The sequence below is a fragment of the Streptomyces sp. NPDC007164 genome, from assembly GCF_040634135.1.
GTDB classification, from domain to species: Bacteria; Actinomycetota; Actinomycetes; order Streptomycetales; family Streptomycetaceae; genus Streptomyces; species Streptomyces sanglieri.
In genome coordinates this window covers 312,273-333,464 of record NZ_JBEYFB010000001.1, presented here as the reverse complement: position 1 = coordinate 333,464, position 21,192 = coordinate 312,273, and the positions used below count along the sequence as shown (strand labels likewise).

At 72.3% G+C, this 21,192-nt stretch carries 13 protein-coding genes; 10 read left to right on the top strand and 3 right to left on the bottom strand.

Translation table 11 applies throughout. The annotated features are described in order from the left end of the window. Nucleotides 1-237 precede the first annotated feature (237 nt). Nucleotides 238-1,944 (top strand): glycerol-3-phosphate dehydrogenase/oxidase, encoded by a 1,707-nt coding sequence (locus ABZ622_RS01340; RefSeq protein ID WP_360539225.1) that lies wholly within the window; start codon nt 238-240, stop codon nt 1,942-1,944. Here ABZ622_RS01340 and ABZ622_RS01335 read toward each other — a convergent pair. Beyond that, nucleotides 1,941-3,026: a serine hydrolase domain-containing protein gene (locus ABZ622_RS01335; protein WP_360539223.1), complete on the bottom strand. Its 1,086-nt coding sequence runs from the start codon at nt 3,024-3,026 to the stop codon at nt 1,941-1,943. The genes ABZ622_RS01340 and ABZ622_RS01335 overlap by 4 nt on opposite strands. Before the next feature lie 120 nt (nt 3,027-3,146). Here ABZ622_RS01335 and ABZ622_RS01330 point away from each other — a divergent pair, with 120 nt between their 5' ends. The 5 genes from ABZ622_RS01330 to ABZ622_RS01310 all read left to right on the top strand — a co-directional run bounded on the left by ABZ622_RS01330 (nt 3,147) and on the right by ABZ622_RS01310 (nt 14,074). Beyond that, nucleotides 3,147-5,153, top strand: coding sequence for a serine/threonine-protein kinase (locus ABZ622_RS01330; RefSeq protein WP_360539221.1), 2,007 nt, complete (start codon nt 3,147-3,149; stop codon nt 5,151-5,153). A 205-nt stretch (nt 5,154-5,358) separates the two neighbouring features. Further along, nucleotides 5,359-8,562: a protein kinase gene (locus ABZ622_RS01325; RefSeq protein WP_360539219.1), complete on the top strand. Its 3,204-nt coding sequence runs from the start codon at nt 5,359-5,361 to the stop codon at nt 8,560-8,562. Between the two features lie 131 nt (nt 8,563-8,693). Continuing rightward, nucleotides 8,694-10,406: a serine/threonine-protein kinase gene (locus ABZ622_RS01320; RefSeq protein WP_360539217.1), complete on the top strand. Its 1,713-nt coding sequence runs from the start codon at nt 8,694-8,696 to the stop codon at nt 10,404-10,406. 141 nt (nt 10,407-10,547) lie between these two features. After that, nucleotides 10,548-12,176 carry a succinic semialdehyde dehydrogenase gene (locus ABZ622_RS01315; protein WP_360539214.1) on the top strand — a complete coding sequence of 543 codons (1,629 nt, stop codon included), beginning with the start codon at nt 10,548-10,550 and terminating at the stop codon, nt 12,174-12,176. 65 nt (nt 12,177-12,241) lie between these two features. Further along, nucleotides 12,242-14,074, top strand: coding sequence for a GMC family oxidoreductase (locus ABZ622_RS01310; RefSeq protein ID WP_360539212.1), 1,833 nt, complete (start codon nt 12,242-12,244; stop codon nt 14,072-14,074). Nucleotides 14,075-14,149: 75 nt separating this feature from the next. On the opposite strand, the gene ABZ622_RS01305 is transcribed toward ABZ622_RS01310, so the two are convergent. Continuing rightward, the gene (locus ABZ622_RS01305) at nt 14,150-15,214 is read right to left on the bottom strand and encodes an LAETG motif-containing sortase-dependent surface protein (RefSeq protein ID WP_360539210.1); all 1,065 of its coding nucleotides are present in this window, start codon (nt 15,212-15,214) and stop codon (nt 14,150-14,152) included. 577 nt (nt 15,215-15,791) lie between these two features. Then, nucleotides 15,792-16,124 (bottom strand): chorismate mutase, encoded by a 333-nt coding sequence (locus tag ABZ622_RS01300; protein ID WP_360539208.1) that lies wholly within the window; start codon nt 16,122-16,124, stop codon nt 15,792-15,794. Between the two features lie 387 nt (nt 16,125-16,511). Between ABZ622_RS01300 and guaA the strand changes: the two genes are divergently transcribed. The 4 genes from guaA (at nt 16,512) to ABZ622_RS01280 (ending at nt 21,119) form a co-directional block, all read left to right on the top strand. Further along, nucleotides 16,512-18,107, top strand: coding sequence for a glutamine-hydrolyzing GMP synthase (guaA, locus tag ABZ622_RS01295; RefSeq protein ID WP_360539206.1), 1,596 nt, complete (start codon nt 16,512-16,514; stop codon nt 18,105-18,107). Nucleotides 18,108-18,221: 114 nt separating this feature from the next. Next, nucleotides 18,222-18,830 (top strand): Uma2 family endonuclease, encoded by a 609-nt coding sequence (locus ABZ622_RS01290; RefSeq protein ID WP_360539204.1) that lies wholly within the window; start codon nt 18,222-18,224, stop codon nt 18,828-18,830. 115 nt (nt 18,831-18,945) lie between these two features. Then, nucleotides 18,946-19,716, top strand: coding sequence for a class II aldolase/adducin family protein (locus tag ABZ622_RS01285; protein WP_124716877.1), 771 nt, complete (start codon nt 18,946-18,948; stop codon nt 19,714-19,716). Between the two features lie 134 nt (nt 19,717-19,850). Further along, nucleotides 19,851-21,119, top strand: coding sequence for a hypothetical protein (locus ABZ622_RS01280; RefSeq protein ID WP_360539201.1), 1,269 nt, complete (start codon nt 19,851-19,853; stop codon nt 21,117-21,119). The last annotated feature ends 73 nt before the right edge of the window (nt 21,120-21,192 follow it).

The following is a 21,192-nucleotide window of genomic DNA, read 5'->3' as shown; positions in this document are numbered from 1 at the left end:
TCGGACTATGACCATGAGGGCAGAAAGCGCAACCGCTGTGGACAGCGCAATGTCACACTAGGCTTAAATATGACCTATATGTCGCATTGTGGGCCTCCTGTCGTCCTGGTGTTGTCCACAGGCGGTGGCCGAAGTCGTGGACGCCGGACAGAATCGAGAGGTGGGCACGGGCCGCCCCGCCCGCCGGGCCGGGTCGCTTCCCGTGCCGGACCACCCCGATCTACCCGGGAGGCAGCAGTGAGGACAGCGACACTGGGACCTGCGGAGCGCGCCGAGGCGCTGGCCGCGATGGCCGAGCGCGAACTGGACGTGCTGGTCGTGGGAGCGGGCGTGGTCGGCGCCGGTACGGCGTTGGACGCGGCGACGAGAGGACTCTCGACCGGCCTGGTCGAGGCCCGCGACTGGGCGTCCGGCACATCGAGCAGGTCGAGCAAGCTGATCCACGGCGGGCTGCGGTATCTGGAGATGCTCGACTTCGCGCTCGTCCGCGAGGCGCTGAAGGAACGCGGGCTGCTCCTGGAGCGGCTGGCCCCGCATCTGGTGAAGCCGGTGCCGTTCCTCTACCCGTTGCAGCACAAGGGCTGGGAGCGGCTCTACGCCGGTTCGGGCGTGGCGCTCTACGACGCGATGTCGGTGTCCTCGGGCCACGGCCGAGGCCTGCCCGTGCACCGCCATCTCTCCCGCCGCCGGGCCCTGCGCGTCGCCCCGGCGCTGCGGAAGGACGCCCTGGTCGGGGCGTTGCAGTACTACGACGCGCAGATGGACGACGCCCGCTATGTGGCGACCCTGGTGCGCACCGCCGCCGGTTACGGGGCACATGTGGCCAACCGAGCGCGGGTGATCGGCTTCCTCCGGGAGGGCGAGCGGGTCGTCGGCGCCCGGGTGGAGGACGTCGAGGCGGGCGGCGAGTACGAGGTCAGGGCCAAGCAGGTGGTCAACGCGACCGGGGTCTGGACGGACGACACCCAGTCGCTGATCGGGGAGCGCGGACAGTTCCACGTCCGGGCGTCCAAGGGCATTCACCTGGTCGTCCCCAAGGACCGCATCCACTCCTCGACCGGCCTGATCCTGCGGACCGAGAAGTCCGTCCTCTTCGTCATCCCGTGGGGACGGCACTGGATCATCGGGACCACGGACACCGACTGGGACCTGGACAAGGCGCACCCGGCGGCGTCCAGCGCCGACATCGACTACCTGCTCGAACACGTCAATTCGGTGCTGGCCACGCCACTGAGCCGGGACGACGTCCAGGGCGTCTACGCCGGGCTGCGCCCGCTGCTGGCCGGCGAGTCCGACGCGACCAGCAAGCTCTCGCGCGAGCACACGGTGGCGCACCCGCTGCCGGGCCTCGTGGTCGTGGCGGGCGGCAAGTACACGACGTACCGGGTGATGGCCAAGGACGCCGTGGACGAGGCGGTGCACGGCCTCGACCAGCGGGTGGCGGCCTGCGTCACCGAGGAGATCCCGCTGCTGGGCGCGGAGGGCTACCCGGCGATGTGGAACGCCAGGGCGAGGATCGCGGCGAGATCCGGGCTCCATGTCGCCCGGGTGGAGCATTTGCTCAACCGGTACGGCTCGGCGGCCGAGCAGCTGCTCGAACTGATCCTCGTCGATCCGGTGCTGGGCGAGCCGCTGCCCTCGGCGGACGACTACCTGAAGGCCGAGATCGTCTACGCCGCCTCGCACGAGGGGGCCCGCCACCTCGACGACGTACTGACCCGCCGGACCCGGATCTCCATCGAGACCTTCGACCGGGGCACGCGCAGTGCCCGGCTCTGCGCGGAGCTGATGGCGCCGGTACTGGGCTGGGACGAGGGCCAGATCGACCGGGAGGTCGAGCACTACGAGAAGCGGGTGCAGGCGGAGCGGGAGTCGCAGCGCCAGCCGGACGACCTCACGGCGGACGCGGCGCGGCTCGGCGCTCCGGACATCGTGCCGATCTAGGGGCTGTTCCCGGGCGCCGCGGGGCAGAACTCCGCTTCGAGCAGTGCGGCTTCGAGGGTGTCCGCGTCGGCCAGGGTGTCCGTGTCGATGCGGTACGTCAGGGTGTGCAGGCCGTCGCGGGTGGCGGCGGTACGGACGTAACTGCCCGCGATGTGGCCGTTGTGCCCCCAGACGGTGGTGCCGCAGGAGAGCTTCTGCGGATAGATGCCCAGGCCGTAGACGCCGTGTGTGGCTTCGGTGTTCAGCAGGACCCTCAGCTGGGCGGGCGCGAGGAGACGGCCGCCCAGCAGGGCCGCGTAGAAGCGGTTCAGATCGTCGAGCGTGGAGATCAGCTCGCCGGCCGGGCCCGCCGTGCGGGGGTCCAGCGCGGTGACGTCGCGCAGGGTGCCGTCGGCCGGATCGCGAGTGTAGGCACGGCCGTGCGGGGCGGGCAGGGAGGTCCGGGAGCCAGGGAGGGAGGTGCCCTTGAGGTGGAGGGGGGTGATGAGGCGGTTGCGGATCTCGGTGGCGTAGCCGCGTCCGGTGACCCGTTGAACGACGAGTCCGAGTAGGGCGTAATTGGTGTTGGAGTAGGCGTAGCGGCCGGGGGCGTTCGTCGGGCGGTGGGCCAGGGCGACGCGGACCGCCGCGACGGGGGAGAGAGGGTGGGCGGATGGATCGCCGGTGTAGTCGTAGAGGCCGCTGGTGTGGCCGAGCAGGGTGCGCAGGGTGATGCGGCGGCCGTCATTGCCGTTGCCCCGCACCAGCCCCGGCAGCAGTCGCTCGACCGTGTCCGTCAGGTGCAGCCTTCGTTCCCGGGCGAGTTGGAGCACGACCGTGGCGACGAAGGTCTTGGTGATGCTGCCCGCCCGGAACCGGTCCGCCCGTCGGATTCCGGGACCTGTCGAGCGGTAGGTGTCGTACGGTGCGGTGTCGGAGCGGTGCGCCAGCAGCGCCGCCGTGGGCGCACGGCCTTCGGCGACGAGCCGGGGGAGGTAGGTGGCCGCGGGGGTGAGGTGTGGTTCGCTGGGCAGGGGCACTGTCGCCAGGCCGAGCAGCGCCAGCAGCAGCGGGGCGGCGAACAGCGCCCTGAGTATCGGCATGGCGGGGATTCCCTTCCTCGGGGCACATCATGGCGGGCCTGCGGACCCGGCACCATGACCGGCGCCGGGGTGAGGGACAATGAACGCTCTGCCAGGGCGGGTTGATCGCAGAGGGGACGCATGTCGGAGGCGGAGCAGGCACGGGAGCCCCAACGGGACAAGGACGGACGTCTCCTTGCGGGGCGGTACCGGCTCGGGGAGGTGCTTGGCCGGGGCGGTATGGGCACGGTCTGGCGTGCCGTCGACGAGACGCTGGGCCGCACGGTCGCGGTCAAGGAACTGCGGTTCCCCACGGCCATCGACGAGGACGAGAAGCGCCGGCTCATCACGCGCACGCTGCGCGAGGCGAAGGCGATCGCCAGGATCCGCAACAACGGCGCGGTGACGGTCTACGACGTGGTCGACGAGGACGACCGGCCGTGGATCGTGATGGAGCTCATCGAGGGCAAGTCCCTCGCCGAAGCGGTGCGCGAGGACGGCGTGCTGACGCCGAGGCGGGCCGCCGAGGTCGGCCTCGCCATCCTCGACGTGCTGCGCTCGGCGCACCGCGAGGGAATCCTGCACCGCGATGTGAAGCCGTCCAACGTGCTGATCGCCGAGGACGGCCGGGTCGTGCTCACCGACTTCGGCATCGCCCAGGTCGAGGGTGACCCCTCGGTCACCTCCACGGGCATGCTCGTCGGCGCCCCCTCGTACATCTCGCCCGAGCGCGCCCGCGGCCACAAGCCGGGGCCGCCCGCCGACCTCTGGTCGCTGGGCGGACTGCTGTACGCCAGCACCGAGGGCTCCCCGCCGTACGACAAGGGCTCGGCCATCGCCACCCTGACCGCGGTGATGACCGAGCCGCTCGACCCGCCGAAGAACGCCGGTCCGCTGGAGGAGGTCATATACGGCCTGCTCGCCAAGGACCCCGAGCAGCGGCTCGACGAAGCGGGCGCCCGCGCCCTGCTCAACGATGTGATCCACGCCCCCGAGAAGCCGGACCCGGTGGTCGTGCCGCCCGCCGACGCCACCCAGGTCATGGCACTGCCCGGGAAGGTCGACGAACCCCGCGCCAAGGCGACGCCCAAGCCCGCGGAACAGGGCGAGGGCACCCGGGACCGGTTGCGCGGCGCGCTGCGCTCGGTGCGGAACGCGAAGGCGGCACCGGCCGCCGCCGCGGCGGCGACCACCACGCCGCCCCCGCCCCCGGCACCCCCGTCGGCCGCCCCCTCGGCGGCCGGAACGGGCACCCCCGCCAAGCCGGCCAAGCCTGCGGCCACCGCTGCCACGGCCTCCGCCGCCGTGCCGCCGCCGCGCCCGGCCACGTCCCCGGCCGCCCCGCCCCGGGCATCCATCACGGACGTGGTGCCGCGCCGCACCCTGGCGATCATCGCGGCCGTGATCGTGCTCGCCGTCCTCGGCACGGTCCTCGCCCTCACGCTCGGCGGAGGAGACGAGGACGACGCGGACAAGGGCGGCGGCAAGGGCGACAAGTCCACCTCGGCCGGGGCCTCGACGGCGACCGGCGGCTCCGCGGACACCGACAGCGGCAGCGGCAGCGGCAAGGGCAAGGACCAGAACGACAATCAGGGCCAGGGCCAGGGCCAGGACGAGGGCCAGGGCAAGGGCAAGGGCAAGACCGACAAGGAGTCGGGCGGTTCGAAGGGCGACAAGCCGGAGGACGCGCTGCCCGCCGGATTCAAACTGGTCACGAACAAGGAGTTCCACTTCTCGATGGCCATGCCCGAGAACTTCCGCTTCGACCAGAAGGCGGTCAGCAACTCCGGCGCCATCCACAACGTCAGCGGGGGCTTCCCCCGTATCCAGGTCGACTACACCGATTCGCCCGGTGGCGACGCGGCCGCGGCCTGGAACGCGGCGAAGGCCGCCGTGGCGGCCAGCAGCAACGGCTACCACCACCTCGGCATCAACAAGGTTCAGTACAAGGGCTACCCGACCGTCGCCGACTGGCAGTTCGAGCGCACCCAGCACGGCCAGCGGGTCCGGGTGATCAACCGCGGCTTCAAGGTGGACGGCAGCCACGGCTACGCGATCATGATCAGCTGCAAGACCGATGAATGGGACAGCGCGGAGTGCCGGACGATGCGCAAGGTCGCGTTCGACACGTTCAAGCCCATCGACTGAACGTTCCGGCGCGCCACCCGTTCCATGGGCGGAAAGGGCCGGGATGCGCCGACCCGGCCGCGTGGCCGGCGCTTGCCACGTATCGTGAGAGCCTGAAGACCGTACGCAGCCGGAACGGTGGGTCAATTGCACGGTAAGTGACCGCAATTGACGGATCGGTGCGGTCTTTCATGGCCGGGGGGACAGCGCGCTCTGGGGAGGCGTCGTGGACGACTATGCGGGTCGGGTACTTGCCGACCGCTACCGCCTTCCGCTGCCTCCGGACGATGCGTACGAAACGGTCGAGACCCGGGCGTTCGATACCTATAGCGGACAGGAAGTCCTGGTCCGGCAGGTGCCGTTGCCCGAGGTGGTGGACGCCGAGGTGCTCGACGCCGAGGATCCGGTCCCGGCGGCCCGGCGGGCCACCGGACGGGCCCTGCGGATGCCCGCCGACCCGGTGGTCCGGCGCGCCGTGGAAGCGGCGCAGGCGGCGGCCCAGGTGCCCGACCACCCCAGACTCGACCAGGTCTTCGACGTGTTCGCCGAGGCGGGATCGCTCTGGATCGTGAGCGAACTCGTCGAGGCCCGCCCGCTCGCCTCCCTGCTGGCGGAACGCCCGCTCAACCCTTTCCGGGCCGCCGAGATCGGCTCCGACGTGCTGGCCGCGCTGCGAGTGCTGCACGCCCACGGCTGGACCCACCGCAACATCACCGTCCGCACGGTGCTGATCTGTGACGACGGCCGCGTCGTGCTGACCGGCCTGGCGGCCGGGGCGGCGGAGGAGGCGCTCTGCGGCTACGTGACGACACCGCGGCTCGACGAGGACGCGGACGAGGACGGATACGAGAGCCAGGGCGGGTACGAGAGCCGAGGCGGGTACGAGAGCGAGCGCGACCACGGGTACGAGGGCGGCGGGTACGAGGCCGGGTTCGGCCGCCCGGCGCTCGGTACGGGCTCTGCGGGCGTGTTCGCGCCGCCCCCGCCGGCCATGCCGCCCCTGCCCGCCCCTCCGGCCGAGGTACCGGCCTCACGCGGCCCGGCGGCGATCGAGACGGGCCGGCCGGTCGGCGCCCCGCACACCGCTGACGACGACGCCTCGCACGACGACGCCTCGCACGGCGACGATCCGTACGGGGACAGTGATCCGTACGACGAGAGCGACCCGTACGGGGACAGCGACCCGAACGCGGGCAGCGACCGGTACGGGGACAGCGACCTGTACGACGTGGGGAACCACGCCGACGGCGTCCCGCTCGGCGGCACGGGAGAATCCGCGCAGCTGCGGGCCGAGCGCGCCGGAGCCGTCGTCGCCTACCGCGAGGGCGCCCGCGCCGCCGACCGCGTCAGCGAGGACCGGCGGCGCGCCGAGGCGGGCGATGCGGAGGACACCGGAACCCTGCCGGTCCAGCGCTCCGCACGGCCGGAAGACACGGATCTGTCGGGCCCGTCGGGCCTGGCCGACCCTCCAGCCCTGACCGATCCCTCCGGCCTGGCCGATCCCTCCGGCCTGGCCGACCCCTCGGACCTGACCGACCCCTTCGGCCTCGCCGACCCGTCCGACCCGGACCACAGCCGTTCGCGGGCCGCCGCCCCCTGGAGCCGGGCCGCCGACGACCCGTACACCAAGGACCGGTACGCCGACGACCTGTACGCACCCGGTCCCCGCAACGGCGACGAGGGTGACGGCGACGAAGGCGACAGCGACGACGAGGACGGCTACCCGCCCCCGCGGCGGCTGCATCTCACCGGATTCTGGAGCGACGGCCCCGGTTCCGGTCGCCCCGTTCCCGCCGGGGGCTCCGGCGAGGACGCCCTGCGCGCCGACGCCCGGCGCCACGACGACTCCCCGGCACTGCCCGCGCACCGGACGGCCCCGCCGCAACAGCCGGGCCGCTGGGACGGGGTGGCCGGGAGCGGCCGTACGGACTCCGTCTACCGGGGCCCCGCCACCCCGCTGGCCGCCGAGCGCGCCCGGCAGGCCCGGATTGCCGTGGTCGGCGCGGTCACCGAGCGCTGGGCGCCCGAGCAGGCCGGCCCCGTGCACGAGAACTGGCGGCTGGCGCCGCCGATCGGGCCCGCCACCGACCTCTGGGCGCTGGGCGCGCTGCTCTACCGCGCCGTCCAGGGCCACGCCCCCTATCCCGAGGAGAACGCGGCCGAGCTCGTCCAGATGGTGTGCGGGGAGCCGCCCGCCTTCGCCGAGGAGTGCGGTCCGCTGCGCCCCGTCGTCGAGTCCCTGCTGCGTCAGGACCCCACCGAGCGGCCGGACTTCGAGGAGCTGAGCGGCTGGCTGCGCTCCCTGGTGCGCTCGGCGCCCGAGCCCGAGGCCGGTCTGGACGTCGTACCCCTGCCGTCCGCCGACACCGCCCGGCTCCCCATCGTGCGCCGCCGCGGCGAGCTGGTCCGCAGGCGCCGCGGTCGCAACGCGACCCACGGCCGCCACCGCCACACCAAGAACAAGCCCGGCCGTCAGGACAGGTCCGGCCGTCAGGACAGGCCCGACCCCCGAAACGCCCCCGACCGGCAGGACGGATTCGACCGGCAGGACGGATTCGGCCGGCCGGGCGGGCTTGACAGGCCGGGCGGGCTCGACAGGCCGGACAGGTTCGACCGGCCCAAGGCGGAGCGGGCCCCCAGGCCGCCGCGTGAGCCCAAGGCCCCCAGGCCGCCGCGTGAGCCCAAGGGCCCCAAGGCGCTGCGCACCCCGCCCCGCCCCCAGGATGGCGAGGGGCGGGCGCCGCGGCGGCTCGGGCGGCTGCTCCTGGTGCTGATCCTGCTGGCCCTCGCCGCGGCCGTCGCGTACGCCGTGATGTTCATGCCCGGGTCGGACGACGAACCGGGCGGCGGCTCCACCGGCCCCGGGTCCTCGGTATCCGGCTCGCCGGATCCCGGCACGGGCGAGTCCGGCGGCCAGGATTCCTCCGGATCGCCCACCGCCCAGCAGCCGCAGACCAGCCGCTCCGCCGTCGCGCTCGCCCCCGGCTACACCCTGCGCAAGGACAAGGAGGGCTTCGAGGTCGGTGTGGCCAAGGGCTGGCAGCGCAGCCCCGCCAACACGGACCGTCAGATCCACTACGGCAGCGACGGCTTCAGCCTGCTGATCGTCCCGGGCCGCGACACCGTCAAGGCCAACGGCGACGACCCGCTGACGTACCAGGCCGACAAGGAACTGGAGTTGCGGCCGTTCCGCGATTCCAGCTGGTCGGGGTCGAGCGGGCTGCGCCGGATCGACGTCGGACGACAGGCCATGGCGGAGGGGCAGTTCACCTGGCAGGACGCGTCGGGACGCGAGGTGTACGCCCGCAACCTGGTGATGATCGTCGAGGGCCGCTACCACGTCATCCAGGTCATCGGCCCGGAGAACCGGCGCGACAAGGTATCGGACATCTACGAACAAGCCATCGCTTCCTATCGCGTGACGTCCTGAACCCTCTCCGTGCAACTCCCGGGCGAAGCCGGAGCGACAAGCATCACAGTGCGGTCTCGTGAGCGGTGCGAGGTTCCGTGGCCGTGCATCCGCTCCGTAATCTGGCACCTGAGGAACGGGGCGGGGATTACGTGGATCGATCACAGAGCACGGACGCGGGACTGTTGCTGGCCGGAAGGTACCGGCTGGGCGAGGTCCTCGGGCGCGGCGGCATGGGCAAGGTCTGGCGAGCCCACGACGAGGTGCTGCACCGCACGGTCGCGGTCAAGGAGTTGACCGCCGGTCTGTACGTTGCGGAGGCCGACCGGATCGTGCTGCACGCACGCACGCAGAAGGAGGCCCGCGCGGCCGCCCGGATCACCCACCCGGGCGTGGTGACCGTGCACGACGTGATCGAGTACGACAACCGGCCCTGGATCGTCATGCAGTACGTCGACGGCCCGTCCCTCGCCGACGCCGCCAAGGAGTCCGGCGAGATCGATCCGCGCGAGGCCGCCAGGATCGGCCTGCACGTACTGAGCGCTCTGCGCGCCGCACACGGGGCGGGGGTCCTGCACCGTGACGTGAAGCCCGGCAACGTGCTCCTCGCCAAGGACGGCCAGGTGCTGCTCACCGACTTCGGGATCGCCGCCATCGAGGGCGACTCGACCATCACCCGAACCGGTGAACTGGTCGGCTCCATCGACTACCTGGCACCCGAGCGGGTGCGCGGCAGCGACCCGGGACCGGCCTCCGACCTGTGGTCGCTCGGCGCGACGCTCTACACCGCGGTCGAGGGCCGCTCGCCGTTCCGCCGTACGTCCCCGATCTCCACCATGCAGGCCGTCGTCGCCGATGAGCCCCCGCCGCCCGGACGGGCGGGCCCGCTGGCCCCCGTGATCACCGCGCTGCTCCGCAAGGAGCCGGACGAGCGCCCGTCGGCCGCGGAGACGGAACGGATGCTGCTGGACGCCATGGAGGGCCGCGCGCCCGTGGCCGCCCAGGCGTTCGTGCCGACGCAGAGCGTTCCCGACGAGGTCCTGCGCTCGCTGGGCCCGGACGGCCCCGCCGGCCCCGCCGGGCCCGGAACCACCCAACTGCCCCACCCGGTGCCCCCCGCACCGGCGCCGGCACCCCGGCGCAGCCGCAGCCGCAGCCGCTGGCGCACCGCGGTCCTGGTCATCGCGGCCGCGGCGCTGGTCGGCGGCGGCGCGGGACTCGCCGCGATGAAGCTGGGGGACGAGTCGAAGAGCACCACCCGGGGCGGCGACAAGGGCAACCACGCGGGCGTCACCCCCGGGAAGCACCCCGCCGCCACCCCGCCCTCGACGGAGCCCGACAAGACCGACAAGACCGACAAGGCCGGCAAGGCCGGCAAGGCCGATGAGCCGGTCAAGGACGTGCCCGACGGCTGGAAGCGGGTGGACGACCCCGAGGGCTTCAGCCTGACCGTGCCCGAGGGCTGGGAGCGCCGGGCGGACGGCAACCAGATCGACTACACCCCGGACAACGGCGTGCACTACATCCGGATCAGCATCGACCCGGCGCCCGACTTCGAGAACCCGTACATGCACATGGTGACGAGCCTGGAGCCCCAGCTCGCCAAGCGGCTGCCCGGCTACGAGCGCAAGACCCTGCACTCCAACACGTACCGGGATCGGCCGGGTTCGCTGTGGGAGTTCACCTGGACCGAGACCAAGGACCACCCGGGCCCGCGCCACGCCATCGACCAGATGTACTTCGGCGAGGAGGGCGGTCCCGAGTACGCGCTGTACATGACGGGCCCGGCGGACGACTGGGACACGACCCGGGCGCAGTTCGACACGATGCTGCGCGGATGGCGTCCGCCGGGCAGCTCCGGCTGAGGCCCGCCGGACCGTTCCGTAAACGGCAGGGCTCCTGATCAGGGGCTTTGTTGCCAGTGATCGCTGGCTCGTTTGTGGGGACTGTGAAAACCCGTTACCCACGGGTACCCAAAGCGTGCGGCTGGACGTACTCTCGCCCTCATGACGGACTCGCAGGCCTCCACATCCACCTCCGCAGCCCCGGTCGGCACCAACCCGGTGGCCGCCGCCCCGGCGGGCGTACGCACCGCCGCCGATGTGGTGACCCCCGAGGTGGTCGCCCAGCTGACCCGGGGCGTGGCCGGCTCGGGCCGTACGGCCAACCACACCCCCTTCACCGGGGAGAAGCTGGCCGACCTGCCGGAGTCCACCCCCGAGGACGTGGCCGGCGCCTTCGAGCGGGCCCGTGCCGCCCAGCCCGCCTGGGCCGCGACCCCCGTCCGCGCCAGGGCCGCCGTACTGCTCCGCTTCCACGACCTGGTGCTCAGCCGCCAGGCCGAGGTGCTCGACCTCATCCAGCTGGAGACCGGCAAGGCCCGGCTGCACGCCCACGAGGAGGTGCAGGCCGTCGCCGTCGCGGCCCGCCACTACGGGCGCAAGGCCGGCGCGTACCTGAAGCCGAAGCGGCACACCGGGGTCGTACCGACCCTCACCAAGGTCACCGAGCTGCGCCAGCCGCGCGGTGTCATCGGCCAGATCGCGCCGTGGAACTACCCGTTCGAGCTGTCCGTCGGCGACGCGCTGCCCGCGTTCGTCTCCGGCAACGCCGTCGTGATGAAGCCCGACACGGAGACCGCGCTGACCGCGCTGTGGGCCCGTGACCTGCTGATCGAGGCCGGACTGCCCGCCGAGGTCTTCCAGGTCGTCCTCGGCGAGGGCCCCGTCGTCGGCCCCGAGGTCGTCAAGCACGCCGACTACGTCTCGTTCACCGGATCCACCCGCACCGGCCGCGAGGTCGCGCAGGGCGCGGCGGCCCGGCTCGTCGGCGTCTCTCTGGAGCTCGGCGGCAAGAACGCCATGCTGGTCCTGAAGGACGCCGACGTGGAGAAGGCCGCCGCGGGCGCCGTCCGCGCCTGCTTCTCCTCCGCCGGCCAGCTCTGCATCTCCATCGAGCGGCTGTACGTCCACGAGTCGGTCGCCGACGACTTCGTGGCCCGTTTCGCGGCCCGTACGAAGGCCATGCGGCTCGGCAACTCCCTCGCCTACGGCGCCGACATGGGCTCCTTGGTCGGCGTGCGCCAGCTGGAGACCGTCACCCGGCACGTCGCGGAGGCCGTCGAGAAGGGCGCCAAGCTCGTCGCGGGCGGCGTCGCCCGCCCCGACATCGGCCCGCTGTTCTACGAGCCGACCATCCTCGACGGCGTCGAGGCGCCGATGGCGGTGTGCGGCGAGGAGACCTTCGGCCCGGTCGTCTCCATCTACCGCTTCACCGACGAGGACGAGGTCGTCGCCCTCGCCAACGCCACCCCGTACGGCCTGAACTCCAGCGTCTGGACCAAGGACTCCAGGCGCGGCCACCAGGTCGCCGCCCGGCTGCGCACCGGCACGGTCAACATCAACGAGGGGTACGCCCCCGCGTACGGCAGCGTGCAGTCCCCGATGGGCGGCATGAAGGACTCCGGTCTCGGCCGCCGGCACGGCTCCGAGGGCATCCTCAAGTACACCGAGGCGCAGACCGTCGCCCAGCAGCGGCTGATCCCGCTCGCCCCGTCCTTCGGGATGGACGACGAGAAGTACGCGGCGTTCATGAGCGTCAGCCTCAAGGCGATGAAGGCGTTCCGCCTGCGCTGACACCGGGTACCGCGGCGCTTCCCGGTACCGCGGCACTTTCCGCCCGTTTCGCACCGAGGAGAGCCATGTCCCAGGACAGCCCTGCCCAGAATCGGCCCGTTGCCCCGGAAAGGACCGACGACGCCGCCCACGACTACGACGTGCTCGTCGTCGGTTCGGGCTTCGGCGGTGCGGTGTCGGCGCTGCGGCTGACCGAGAAGGGGTACCGCGTCGGGGTGCTGGAGGCGGGCCGCCGCTTCACCCGGTCCGAACTGCCCAGGAACTCCTGGGACCTGAAGAACTTCCTGTGGGCCCCGACGCTCGGTCTGTACGGCATCCAGCGCATCCACCTGCTGGGCAACGTCATGGTGCTGGCGGGCGCGGGCGTCGGCGGCGGTTCGCTGAACTACGCCAACACCCTGTACGAGCCGCTCGCGCCGTTCTTCGACGACCCGCAGTGGAAGGACATCACCGACTGGCGCGAGGAGCTCGGCCCGTACTACGACCAGGCCAAGCGGATGCTGGGGGTCCGGCTCAACCCGACCACGACCCCGTCGGACGTCCACCTGAAGGCGACCGCGCAGGCCATGGGCATCGGCGACACGTTCCACATGGCGCCGGTCGGCGTCTTCTTCGGGGACGGCGAGGACGGCGACGGCACGGCGAAGGCCCGGCCGGGCGGCGAGGTGCCCGACCCGTTCTTCGGCGGGGCCGGGCCCTCCCGCAAGGCCTGCACGGAGTGCGGCGAATGCATGACCGGCTGCCGCCACGGCGCGAAGAACACCCTCAACGAGAACTACCTCCACCTCGCTCAGCAGGCGGGCGCGGTCGTCCACCCGATGACCTCGGTCGTCGCGGTCACCGAGAACTCCCGGGGCGGCTACGCGGTCAAGACCCTCCCCACCGACAACCGGAAGAAGGGCAGGGGCCGCACCTTCACGGCCCGCGAGGTCGTCGTCGCCGCGGGCACGTACGGCACCCAGACCCTGCTGCACCGGATGAAGGACACCGGCCTCCTGCCCCGGATCTCGTCCCGGCTCGGCGAGCTGACCCGTACCAACTCCGAGGGTCTGGTCGGCTCGCAGACCAGCGACCGGCGCTACCGGAAGAAGCACGGGACCGCGCGGGCCGACTTCACCCGGGGCGTCGCCATCACCTCCTCGATCCACCCGGACGAGAACACCCACATCGAACCGGTCCGATACGGCAAGGGCTCCAACTCGATGGGCGCGCTGACCGTCCTCCAGGTGCCGTACGGCGCGCACCGGGTGCGCAGGTGGCTGCTCGAACTGGTCAAGCACCCCACGCTCGCGGCCCGGTCGCTCTCCAACCGCCGCTGGTCGGAACGGACCATCATCGGGCTGGTCATGCAGTCGCTCGACAACTCCCTGACGACGTACCGCAAGCCGGGCGGCTTGGGGAAGGGCCTGCTCACCGCCCGGCAGGGGCACGGCGCGCCCAACCCGAACCAGATCGAGGCGGCGACGCGCAGCGCCACACTGCTCGCCGAGGAGATCAACGGCTTCGCCGGTTCGAACGTGGGAGAGCTGATGGGCACCCCGCTCACCGCGCACTTCCTGGGCGGCTGCCCCATCGGCGCCACCGCCGACGACGGGGTGATCGACCCGTACCACCGGCTCTACGGACACCCCGGCATCTCGGTGGTCGACGGTTCGGCGGTCTCCGCGAACCTCGGCGTCAACCCGTCGCTCACCATCACCGCACAGGCCGAGCGCGCCATGTCGCTGTGGCCCAACAAGGGCGAGGCGGACCCGCGTCCGGCGCAGGGCGAGGCTTACGAGCGGCTGGCCGCGGTCGAGCCGCGGTCACCGGCCGTGCCGAAGGAGGCGTTCGGCGCGCTGAAGCTGCCGTTCCTCGGGCTGCCGGCCGTCCCGCCGAAGAAACCACAGGAGTCCTAGCCGGTCGGGACAGCAGAAAGGGGCTGCACCCCCCTCCGAGTGCAGCCCCTCCATGCTTACGGCGAGCCGGACGCGTCACGCGCCGGCAGCACCGTTCCTGCGGCGCCGCACGATGAACATCGCGCCCGCGCCGAGCACCACGGCCGCGCCGCCCGCGGTGGCGAACACCGGCAGCGCGGAGGACGAACCGGTCTCCGCGAGGCTGCCGGACACCTTGCCCGCCGGGTTGTCGGCCGGCTTCGCGGCCGGGACCGGGGCGCTGCCACCGGTCTGCGGCGTCGAGCCGCTGTCGCCGGACTTCACGATCTTGAACCTGTACGCGACGTCGCTGACGCCCATGCAGTCCTTGTCGCCCACGTACAGACCGGCACCGAGCGTGAAGCCGGCGCCGACGGGGGCGGTCGGCCGCACATTGACGCGCAGCGGGATGTCGACCTCGTAGCCCGCGGGGATCTCGTCGGACTGGCCGACGTAACCGACCGCGCGGCCGTCCTCGCTGAGCTCCACCCACGTGCCGGTCTCCGGGTCGAGGGCCTGGAGACTGACCTGCTTCGAGCGGAAGAGGTCGTTGCCCTCCTGGTCGGAGGAGGCGCCGGCGAAGTAGTCGATCTCCTTCACGGCGGACTTCGAGGAGTTGTAGACGTTCATCTTGAACTTGTGCCAGCCGCTGCCCCGGGCGATCCGTCCGGGCAGGCCGTTGACGGAGATGTCCAGGTCGGACTTGGCGCACTGCGCCGGTTCCTCCGGGTCCTCGGACTCCGACGGGGAGGCGGACGCGGACGCCGAGGCGCTCGCCGAGTCGCTGGGCGTCGCTCCGGGGGTCTCGTCCAGCGCCGGAGCGGAGCTTTCGGCGGTCCCGGGGGTCTCCGCCGGAGCGGGCTCGCCGGTCTCCCCGGCGGGGTCCTCGGCGGACCCGGACCCGGACCCGGACCCGGACCCGGACCCGGACCCGGACTCGGAGGCGGCCGGGGCCGGCTCGGTCTCCGGCGGTCCGGAGTCGCTCGGCGAGGGCGAGACGGTGGTCTCGGCGGCAGCGGTCCCGTCCGTCGTCACGGCGAACGCGGCGGGGGCGGCCAGGACCGCGGCAGGGGTGATGACTGCCGTGGCGGCGGCGAGCGCCAGGGTTCGGCGAAGCTTCATGGTGACCTCAGGAGTCCGGCGCACCGCGATGGGCGATACGGGTTTCGGGACGGGCCCGCCGCGCGCGCAGCACGAGCGGGGCCGGTGGTTCCGCATGGTTGACCCGTGGTCCGCCGCAATGGTTGTCCGGGCGCTCACAGAACATTTATGTGACGCCCCTCACGCGGAGAGCGGCCCGGAACAGGGAAAAGGCCCCGCGGACCGGGAGTCGGCCTGCGGGGCCCTCGTAACGTCTGCGCCGGGACACGGCCCGCGTCGCACGGGCCGCTTCGACCGGATTCCACCTGGACCCCGAACGGAAACGGCCGGCCCCGGGCGTCCCCGAAGCCGGCCGTTTCCTGGGGTGACCGGGCTGCTGTCCCCTGCCGACCGGTCACGCACGCCGGGGCGCGGTCCCACGGCGTACCTGCGGTACGCCACACGCACCAGCGGAGCCACGCGTGGTTTCTTGCCGGAGCCGCCCCTGGCTGGCGCGGACACCGGGACCAACGAAGCCGCGCCGGACCCGGTCACGCGCCGTACGGGTGAGAGTCGGCCCGAACTGGGATACGCCGGGGTACCCCCGGCCCCCGGGGTGTCACGCCCGGCCGCGGCACAGCTCCAGCAGCGTCATGGCGAGGGAGGTGCCGGGCCGGCCGAGCGCGTCCCGGTACGAGCCGAGGATCTCCATCTCGCGGGAGAGGCTGATCCGGCGGCCGCCGGAGGTGATCCGGGCCTCCTGGATGACCGCCGAGACGGCCATCCGCTCCTGGACGAGCCCGATGATCCGGTCGTCCAGGGTGTCGATCCGGGCCCGCGCGTCGTCGATCAGCGCGGCGGCCTCCTCCGTGTGCGCGCCGGTCTTCTCAGCGGCGGTCTTCTCGGCGGTGCTCTTCGCCGGGGCGGTCTTCGCGGGGGCGGTGCTGGTCATGGTGGTGACTCCTCGTGGGGTGTGGTCCCCGAGGCCGGCCGGTCCGTAACGCCAAGGCGCCCCGGGCCTTTCGGCCCGGGGCGCCTGGAACGTTGCTTGTCGGTGGGATCAAGCAGCACGACCACGGCAGCCGGCGGGCCGGGTGCCATAGGTAAAGACGTAGGTCGTGTGCTGAAGCATGGAACCAGTATGGCCCGGCCGCCGCGGGCGGACCAACACGGCGACCGGATGCTGAGACGCCGCATCCGCGGACGACGGCCTCCCCGCCGCCCATGCGGGCGGGACGACGACGGCCCCCGTGCCCCCGTACGGGCGGGACGACGACGGACTCCGCAACCCCGGTAGAATCGACAAAACAGACCCCCCTTCACCGCCGGAAGGCCGCCCGTGCCAGCAGCACCCCCCGCCGCCCCCGACACCGCCACCGACGTGGTCCTCGTTGTCGACTTCGGCGCGCAGTACGCCCAGCTCATCGCCCGACGCGTCCGTGAGGCCCGGGTATACAGCGAGATCGTCCCGTCCACCATGCCGGTGGCCGAGATGCTGGCCAAGAACCCCCGGGCGATCATCCTGTCCGGCGGCCCCTCCTCGGTCTACGCGGAGAGCGCGCCCACCCTCGACCGTGCGCTGTTCGAGGCCGGGGTCCCGGTCTTCGGCATGTGCTACGGCTTCCAGCTGATGGCCACCACGCTCGGCGGCACCGTCGACGACAACGGTGCCCGTGAGTACGGCCGTACCCCGCTCACCGTCTCCAAGACCGGCTCCACGCTCTTCGAGGGCACCCCCGCCGAGCAGTCGGTCTGGATGTCGCACGGCGACGCCTGCTCCGCCGCCCCCGAGGGCTTCACCGTCACCGCGTCCACCGACGTCGTACCGGTCGCCGCCTTCGAGAACGACGAGAAGAAGCTCTACGGCGTCCAGTACCACCCCGAGGTCCTGCACTCCACGCACGGCCAGCAGGTTCTGGAACACTTCCTCTACCGGGGTGCCGGCATCGAGCCGACCTGGACCACGACCAATGTGGTCGAGGAGCAGATCGCGCTGATCCGCGAGCAGGTCGGCACCAGGCGCGCCATCTGCGGTCTGTCCGGCGGGGTGGACTCGGCGGTCGCCGCGGCCCTCGTGCAGAAGGCCATCGGCTCCCAGCTGACCTGCGTGTACGTCGACCACGGTCTGATGCGCAAGGGCGAGAGCGAGCAGGTCGAGAAGGACTTCGTGGCCTCCACCGGAGTCCAGCTGAAGGTCGTCGACGCCGAGGAGCGCTTCCTGACCGCGCTGGCCGGGGTCTCCGACCCCGAGCAGAAGCGGAAGATCATCGGTCGCGAGTTCATCCGGGTCTTCGAGCAGGCCCAGGCCGAGATCGTCGCCGAGGGCGCCGCGGGCGGCGAGGAAGTCGCCTTCCTCGTCCAGGGCACCCTCTACCCGGACGTCGTCGAGTCCGGCGGCGGCACCGGCACCGCCAACATCAAGTCGCACCACAACGTGGGCGGCCTCCCCGAGGACATCGAGTTCTCGCTCGTCGAGCCGCTGCGCCAGCTGTTCAAGGACGAGGTCCGGATGGTCGGCCAGGAGCTCGGCCTGCCGGAGGAGATCGTCCAGCGCCAGCCGTTCCCCGGCCCCGGCCTCGGCATCCGGATCGTCGGAGAGGTCACCAAGGAGCGGCTCGACCTGCTCCGCGAGGCCGACGCCATCGCCCGCGAGGAGCTGACCGCAGCCGGCCTGGACCGCGACATCTGGCAGTGCCCGGTGGTCCTCCTCGCCGATGTCCGCTCGGTCGGCGTCCAGGGCGACGGCCGCACCTACGGCCACCCGATCGTGCTGCGCCCGGTCTCCTCCGAGGACGCCATGACGGCCGACTGGTCGCGGCTGCCCTACGAGACCCTCGCCCGGATCTCCACCCGCATCACCAACGAGGTGGCCGACGTCAACCGCGTCGTGCTCGATGTCACGAGCAAGCCGCCGGGCACCATCGAGTGGGAGTGACCCCTCCCGCAAGGTCAACGCCGATGCCGTCGCTCATTCGTTTGGGCGGCGGCATCGTCGTATGAGCTGGGTACGCTGGCTGTGGAGACGAGACTCTGCCCCATGGGAGCAATCATGAGCGCCGCACCCGAGCCCAGGCTTGAGAAGCAGCGGTACCGGTGGCCCGTCCCGCCCGAGGGCGGATGGACAGCGGACGACCTCGACCGGATTCCGGGCCTCCCGCCCCACACCGAGCTGATCGACGGGAGTCTCGTCTTCATGAGTCCGCAGCGGAAATTCCACACCCGCACGATGTGGCTGCTGGAGCAGGCGCTGCTCGCGCATCTGCCGCAGGATCTCGATGTCGACCGGGAAATGACCATCAGGATCGACAAGCGGAATCGCCCGGAGCCCGACATGGTGGTCTACCGGGCGGAGGCGGACACCGGAGCCGACCAGACCTGGTACGAGCCCGAAGACGTCGTCCTGGCCGTGGAAGTGGTGTCGCCCGACTCCCAGGACCGTGACCGCGACGTCAAGCCGCGCAAGTACGCCGCTGCCGGAGTCGTTCACTTCTGGCGGGTGGAAGCGGACGCCGACGGTCTGCCGATCGTGTACGTGTACGAACTCGACCCGGCCCGACAGGCGTACACCCCGACGGGTATCTACCACAACAAGCTCAAGCTGGACGTTCCGTTCCTGATCGAAGCGGACCTCACTCAGATCTACAACCGCGGCAGGTAAGGGGCGCGTCCCCGGGGCGGCCCCGCGTCCGGCCGTCCCCCCGCACCCCTGGCCACTTGCGGCAACCGGCGGTAACTTCCGATCCCGTACGCCCTGGGAGCCCCGAGGAGCCGCCATGTCCGAGCCCACACCCATACCCGTGGACCAGCTCCACTTCGCGCTGCCGCCCGTCCACGAGTCCGTGGCCGACGAGCGGGCGCACCGCAAGGAACGGCTGGCCGGGGCGCTCCGGCTGTTCGGGGAGTTCGGGTACGAGGACGGGGTCTCCGGTCACATCACCGCACGCGACCCGGAATTCGCCGACTGCTTCTGGGTCAACCCCTTCGGGGCCCCGTTCGCCGGACTGGCGCCGGACGAACTGATTCTGGTCAACGGCGAGGGCCAGGTCGTCGAGGGGCGCCACCACGTCAACCAGGCGGCGTTCGCCGTGCACGCACAGGTACACCGGGCCCGCCCGGACGTCGTGGCCGTCGCCCACACCCACTCCCTGCACGGGCGGGCCCTGTCCGCGCTCGGCGAGCTCATCGAGCCGATCACCCAGGAATCCTGCGCCTTCTACGAGGACCACGTCCTGTACGACGCCTACACCGGGGTCGTCGTGGACGAGGACGAGGGGCGCCGGATCGCCGCCGCGCTCGGCGGGCACAAGGCGATCGTGCTGCGCAACCACGGGCTGCTGACCGTCGGCGACTCGGTGGACGCGGCCGCCTGGTGGTTCATCGCGCTGGAGCGCTCCTGCCAGGTGCAGCTGGCCGCGCGGGCGGCCGGGAAGCCGGTGCCGATCGAGCACCCGGACGCGCTCGCCACCCGTGAACAGCTGGGCAGCGACCTGGTGGCCTGGATCAACTACCAGCCACTCTGGCGCCGGATCAGTCGCACGTACTGACGATTCCTTCGCGCATTTCGGCGATCCACGCCCACGGGCCGCCCCGATGCGGTCCCGAGCCCCTCCGTACGGCACAATTCGCAGCAATCACAGCCGAGTTGGCTGTACCGGGGGTTGAAAGGGCGGCGTTCCCAGTGGCGTTGGACGAGGCGAGGGCGGGCAGCACGCACGGCGGGGGCTGCACGTGCGGCGACTGCCCGCACGGGGCGCGCGAGGGCCACCGGCGCGCGGTGGCCGCGTTCCTGGCCAAGCGGGACGAACTCGCCGCCGGGCAGGGGCTGCCGCCCGGGGTCGCGCAGTCCGTCTCGGCGACCCGCCAGTGGGTCTCGGACGAGCTGACCCAGTCCGCCAGGACCGTCGCCGAACGGGGCCGGGAGGCGGGCGAGGTCTGGCTGTACCGGGTCTGGCGGCGCACCCTGATCGCGGTGTGGGCGGGCGTCGCCCTGCTGGTCATCGGTGAGGCCGCCACCGCCATCGGCGCGGGCTGGACCAACGCCCGTACGGCCGGGCTGGTCGCCGGACTGGTCACCGCGGGCCTGCTGACCGGCGCCGCCCATGTCCACCGTGCCCGGGGCGGCCTGCTCGCCCCGCTGATCGGCGAGGACCACCGGCTCTCCACCTCCCGGGCGGTCGCCGCCTCCTGGGTGCTGCTCGCGGTCTTCTCCGTCCTCGTGCTGGCGCTCCAGCTGGCCGGCGCCTCCGGCCACGCCGAGCGGGACGAGCTGATCGAGGGGCTGGACCTGGCCCGGGGCGCCGGGGTGGTGACCGTGCTCGCGCTGGTCTGCGCCGTCGCCGTCGTCGTACGCCGGGTGGTGACCGTACGGACGCTGTCCGGGCGGCTCCAGAAGCTGCGGGCCGTCCGGCCGCGCGCCGCCGATCTGCTCACCGACGACTCGGGCCGGGGCAGCTTCACGGACGTGCAGTACGTGCTGGTGAGCACCGTCGCCGTGCTGTTCGCCGCGGTCCGCCTCGCCCGCCGGCCCGAGCAGCTGCCGGACCTGCCCTGGGGTCTGGCGCTGCTGGTCACCGTCTCGGCGCTCGCCTACTTCGCCGGGAAGTACGCGGAGGGCGGGCGCCCGGTGATCCTCTCGGTGGTCCGGGCCCGTGAGGCCGGGGACCTGGACGCGCCGGTCCGCACCGGGGACGACATCGAGATCCGCGGCGCGGGCTTCGTGCCGCCCGGCGCCGGGACGCCGGAGCGGCTGGCCCGGCTGGTCGTCCGGATCGGCCGGGTCCATGTGCACGTGCCGCTGATCCCGGTCACCGGCGGCTTCGCCAACCCGACGGACGGCGTGCTGACCGTGCCGGTGCCGGTGGAGGTCGAACCGGGGGTGGTCCAGGTGCAAGTGGTGACCGCCGCCGGAGTGGAGACGAACCGCGTCGAGATCGATGTGACGGACTGACCCCGGCTCCTGCGACTCCCGGCTCCTGCGGCCCCCGGCTCCCGCGACTCCTGGCTCCAGGCTCCTGCGCCCC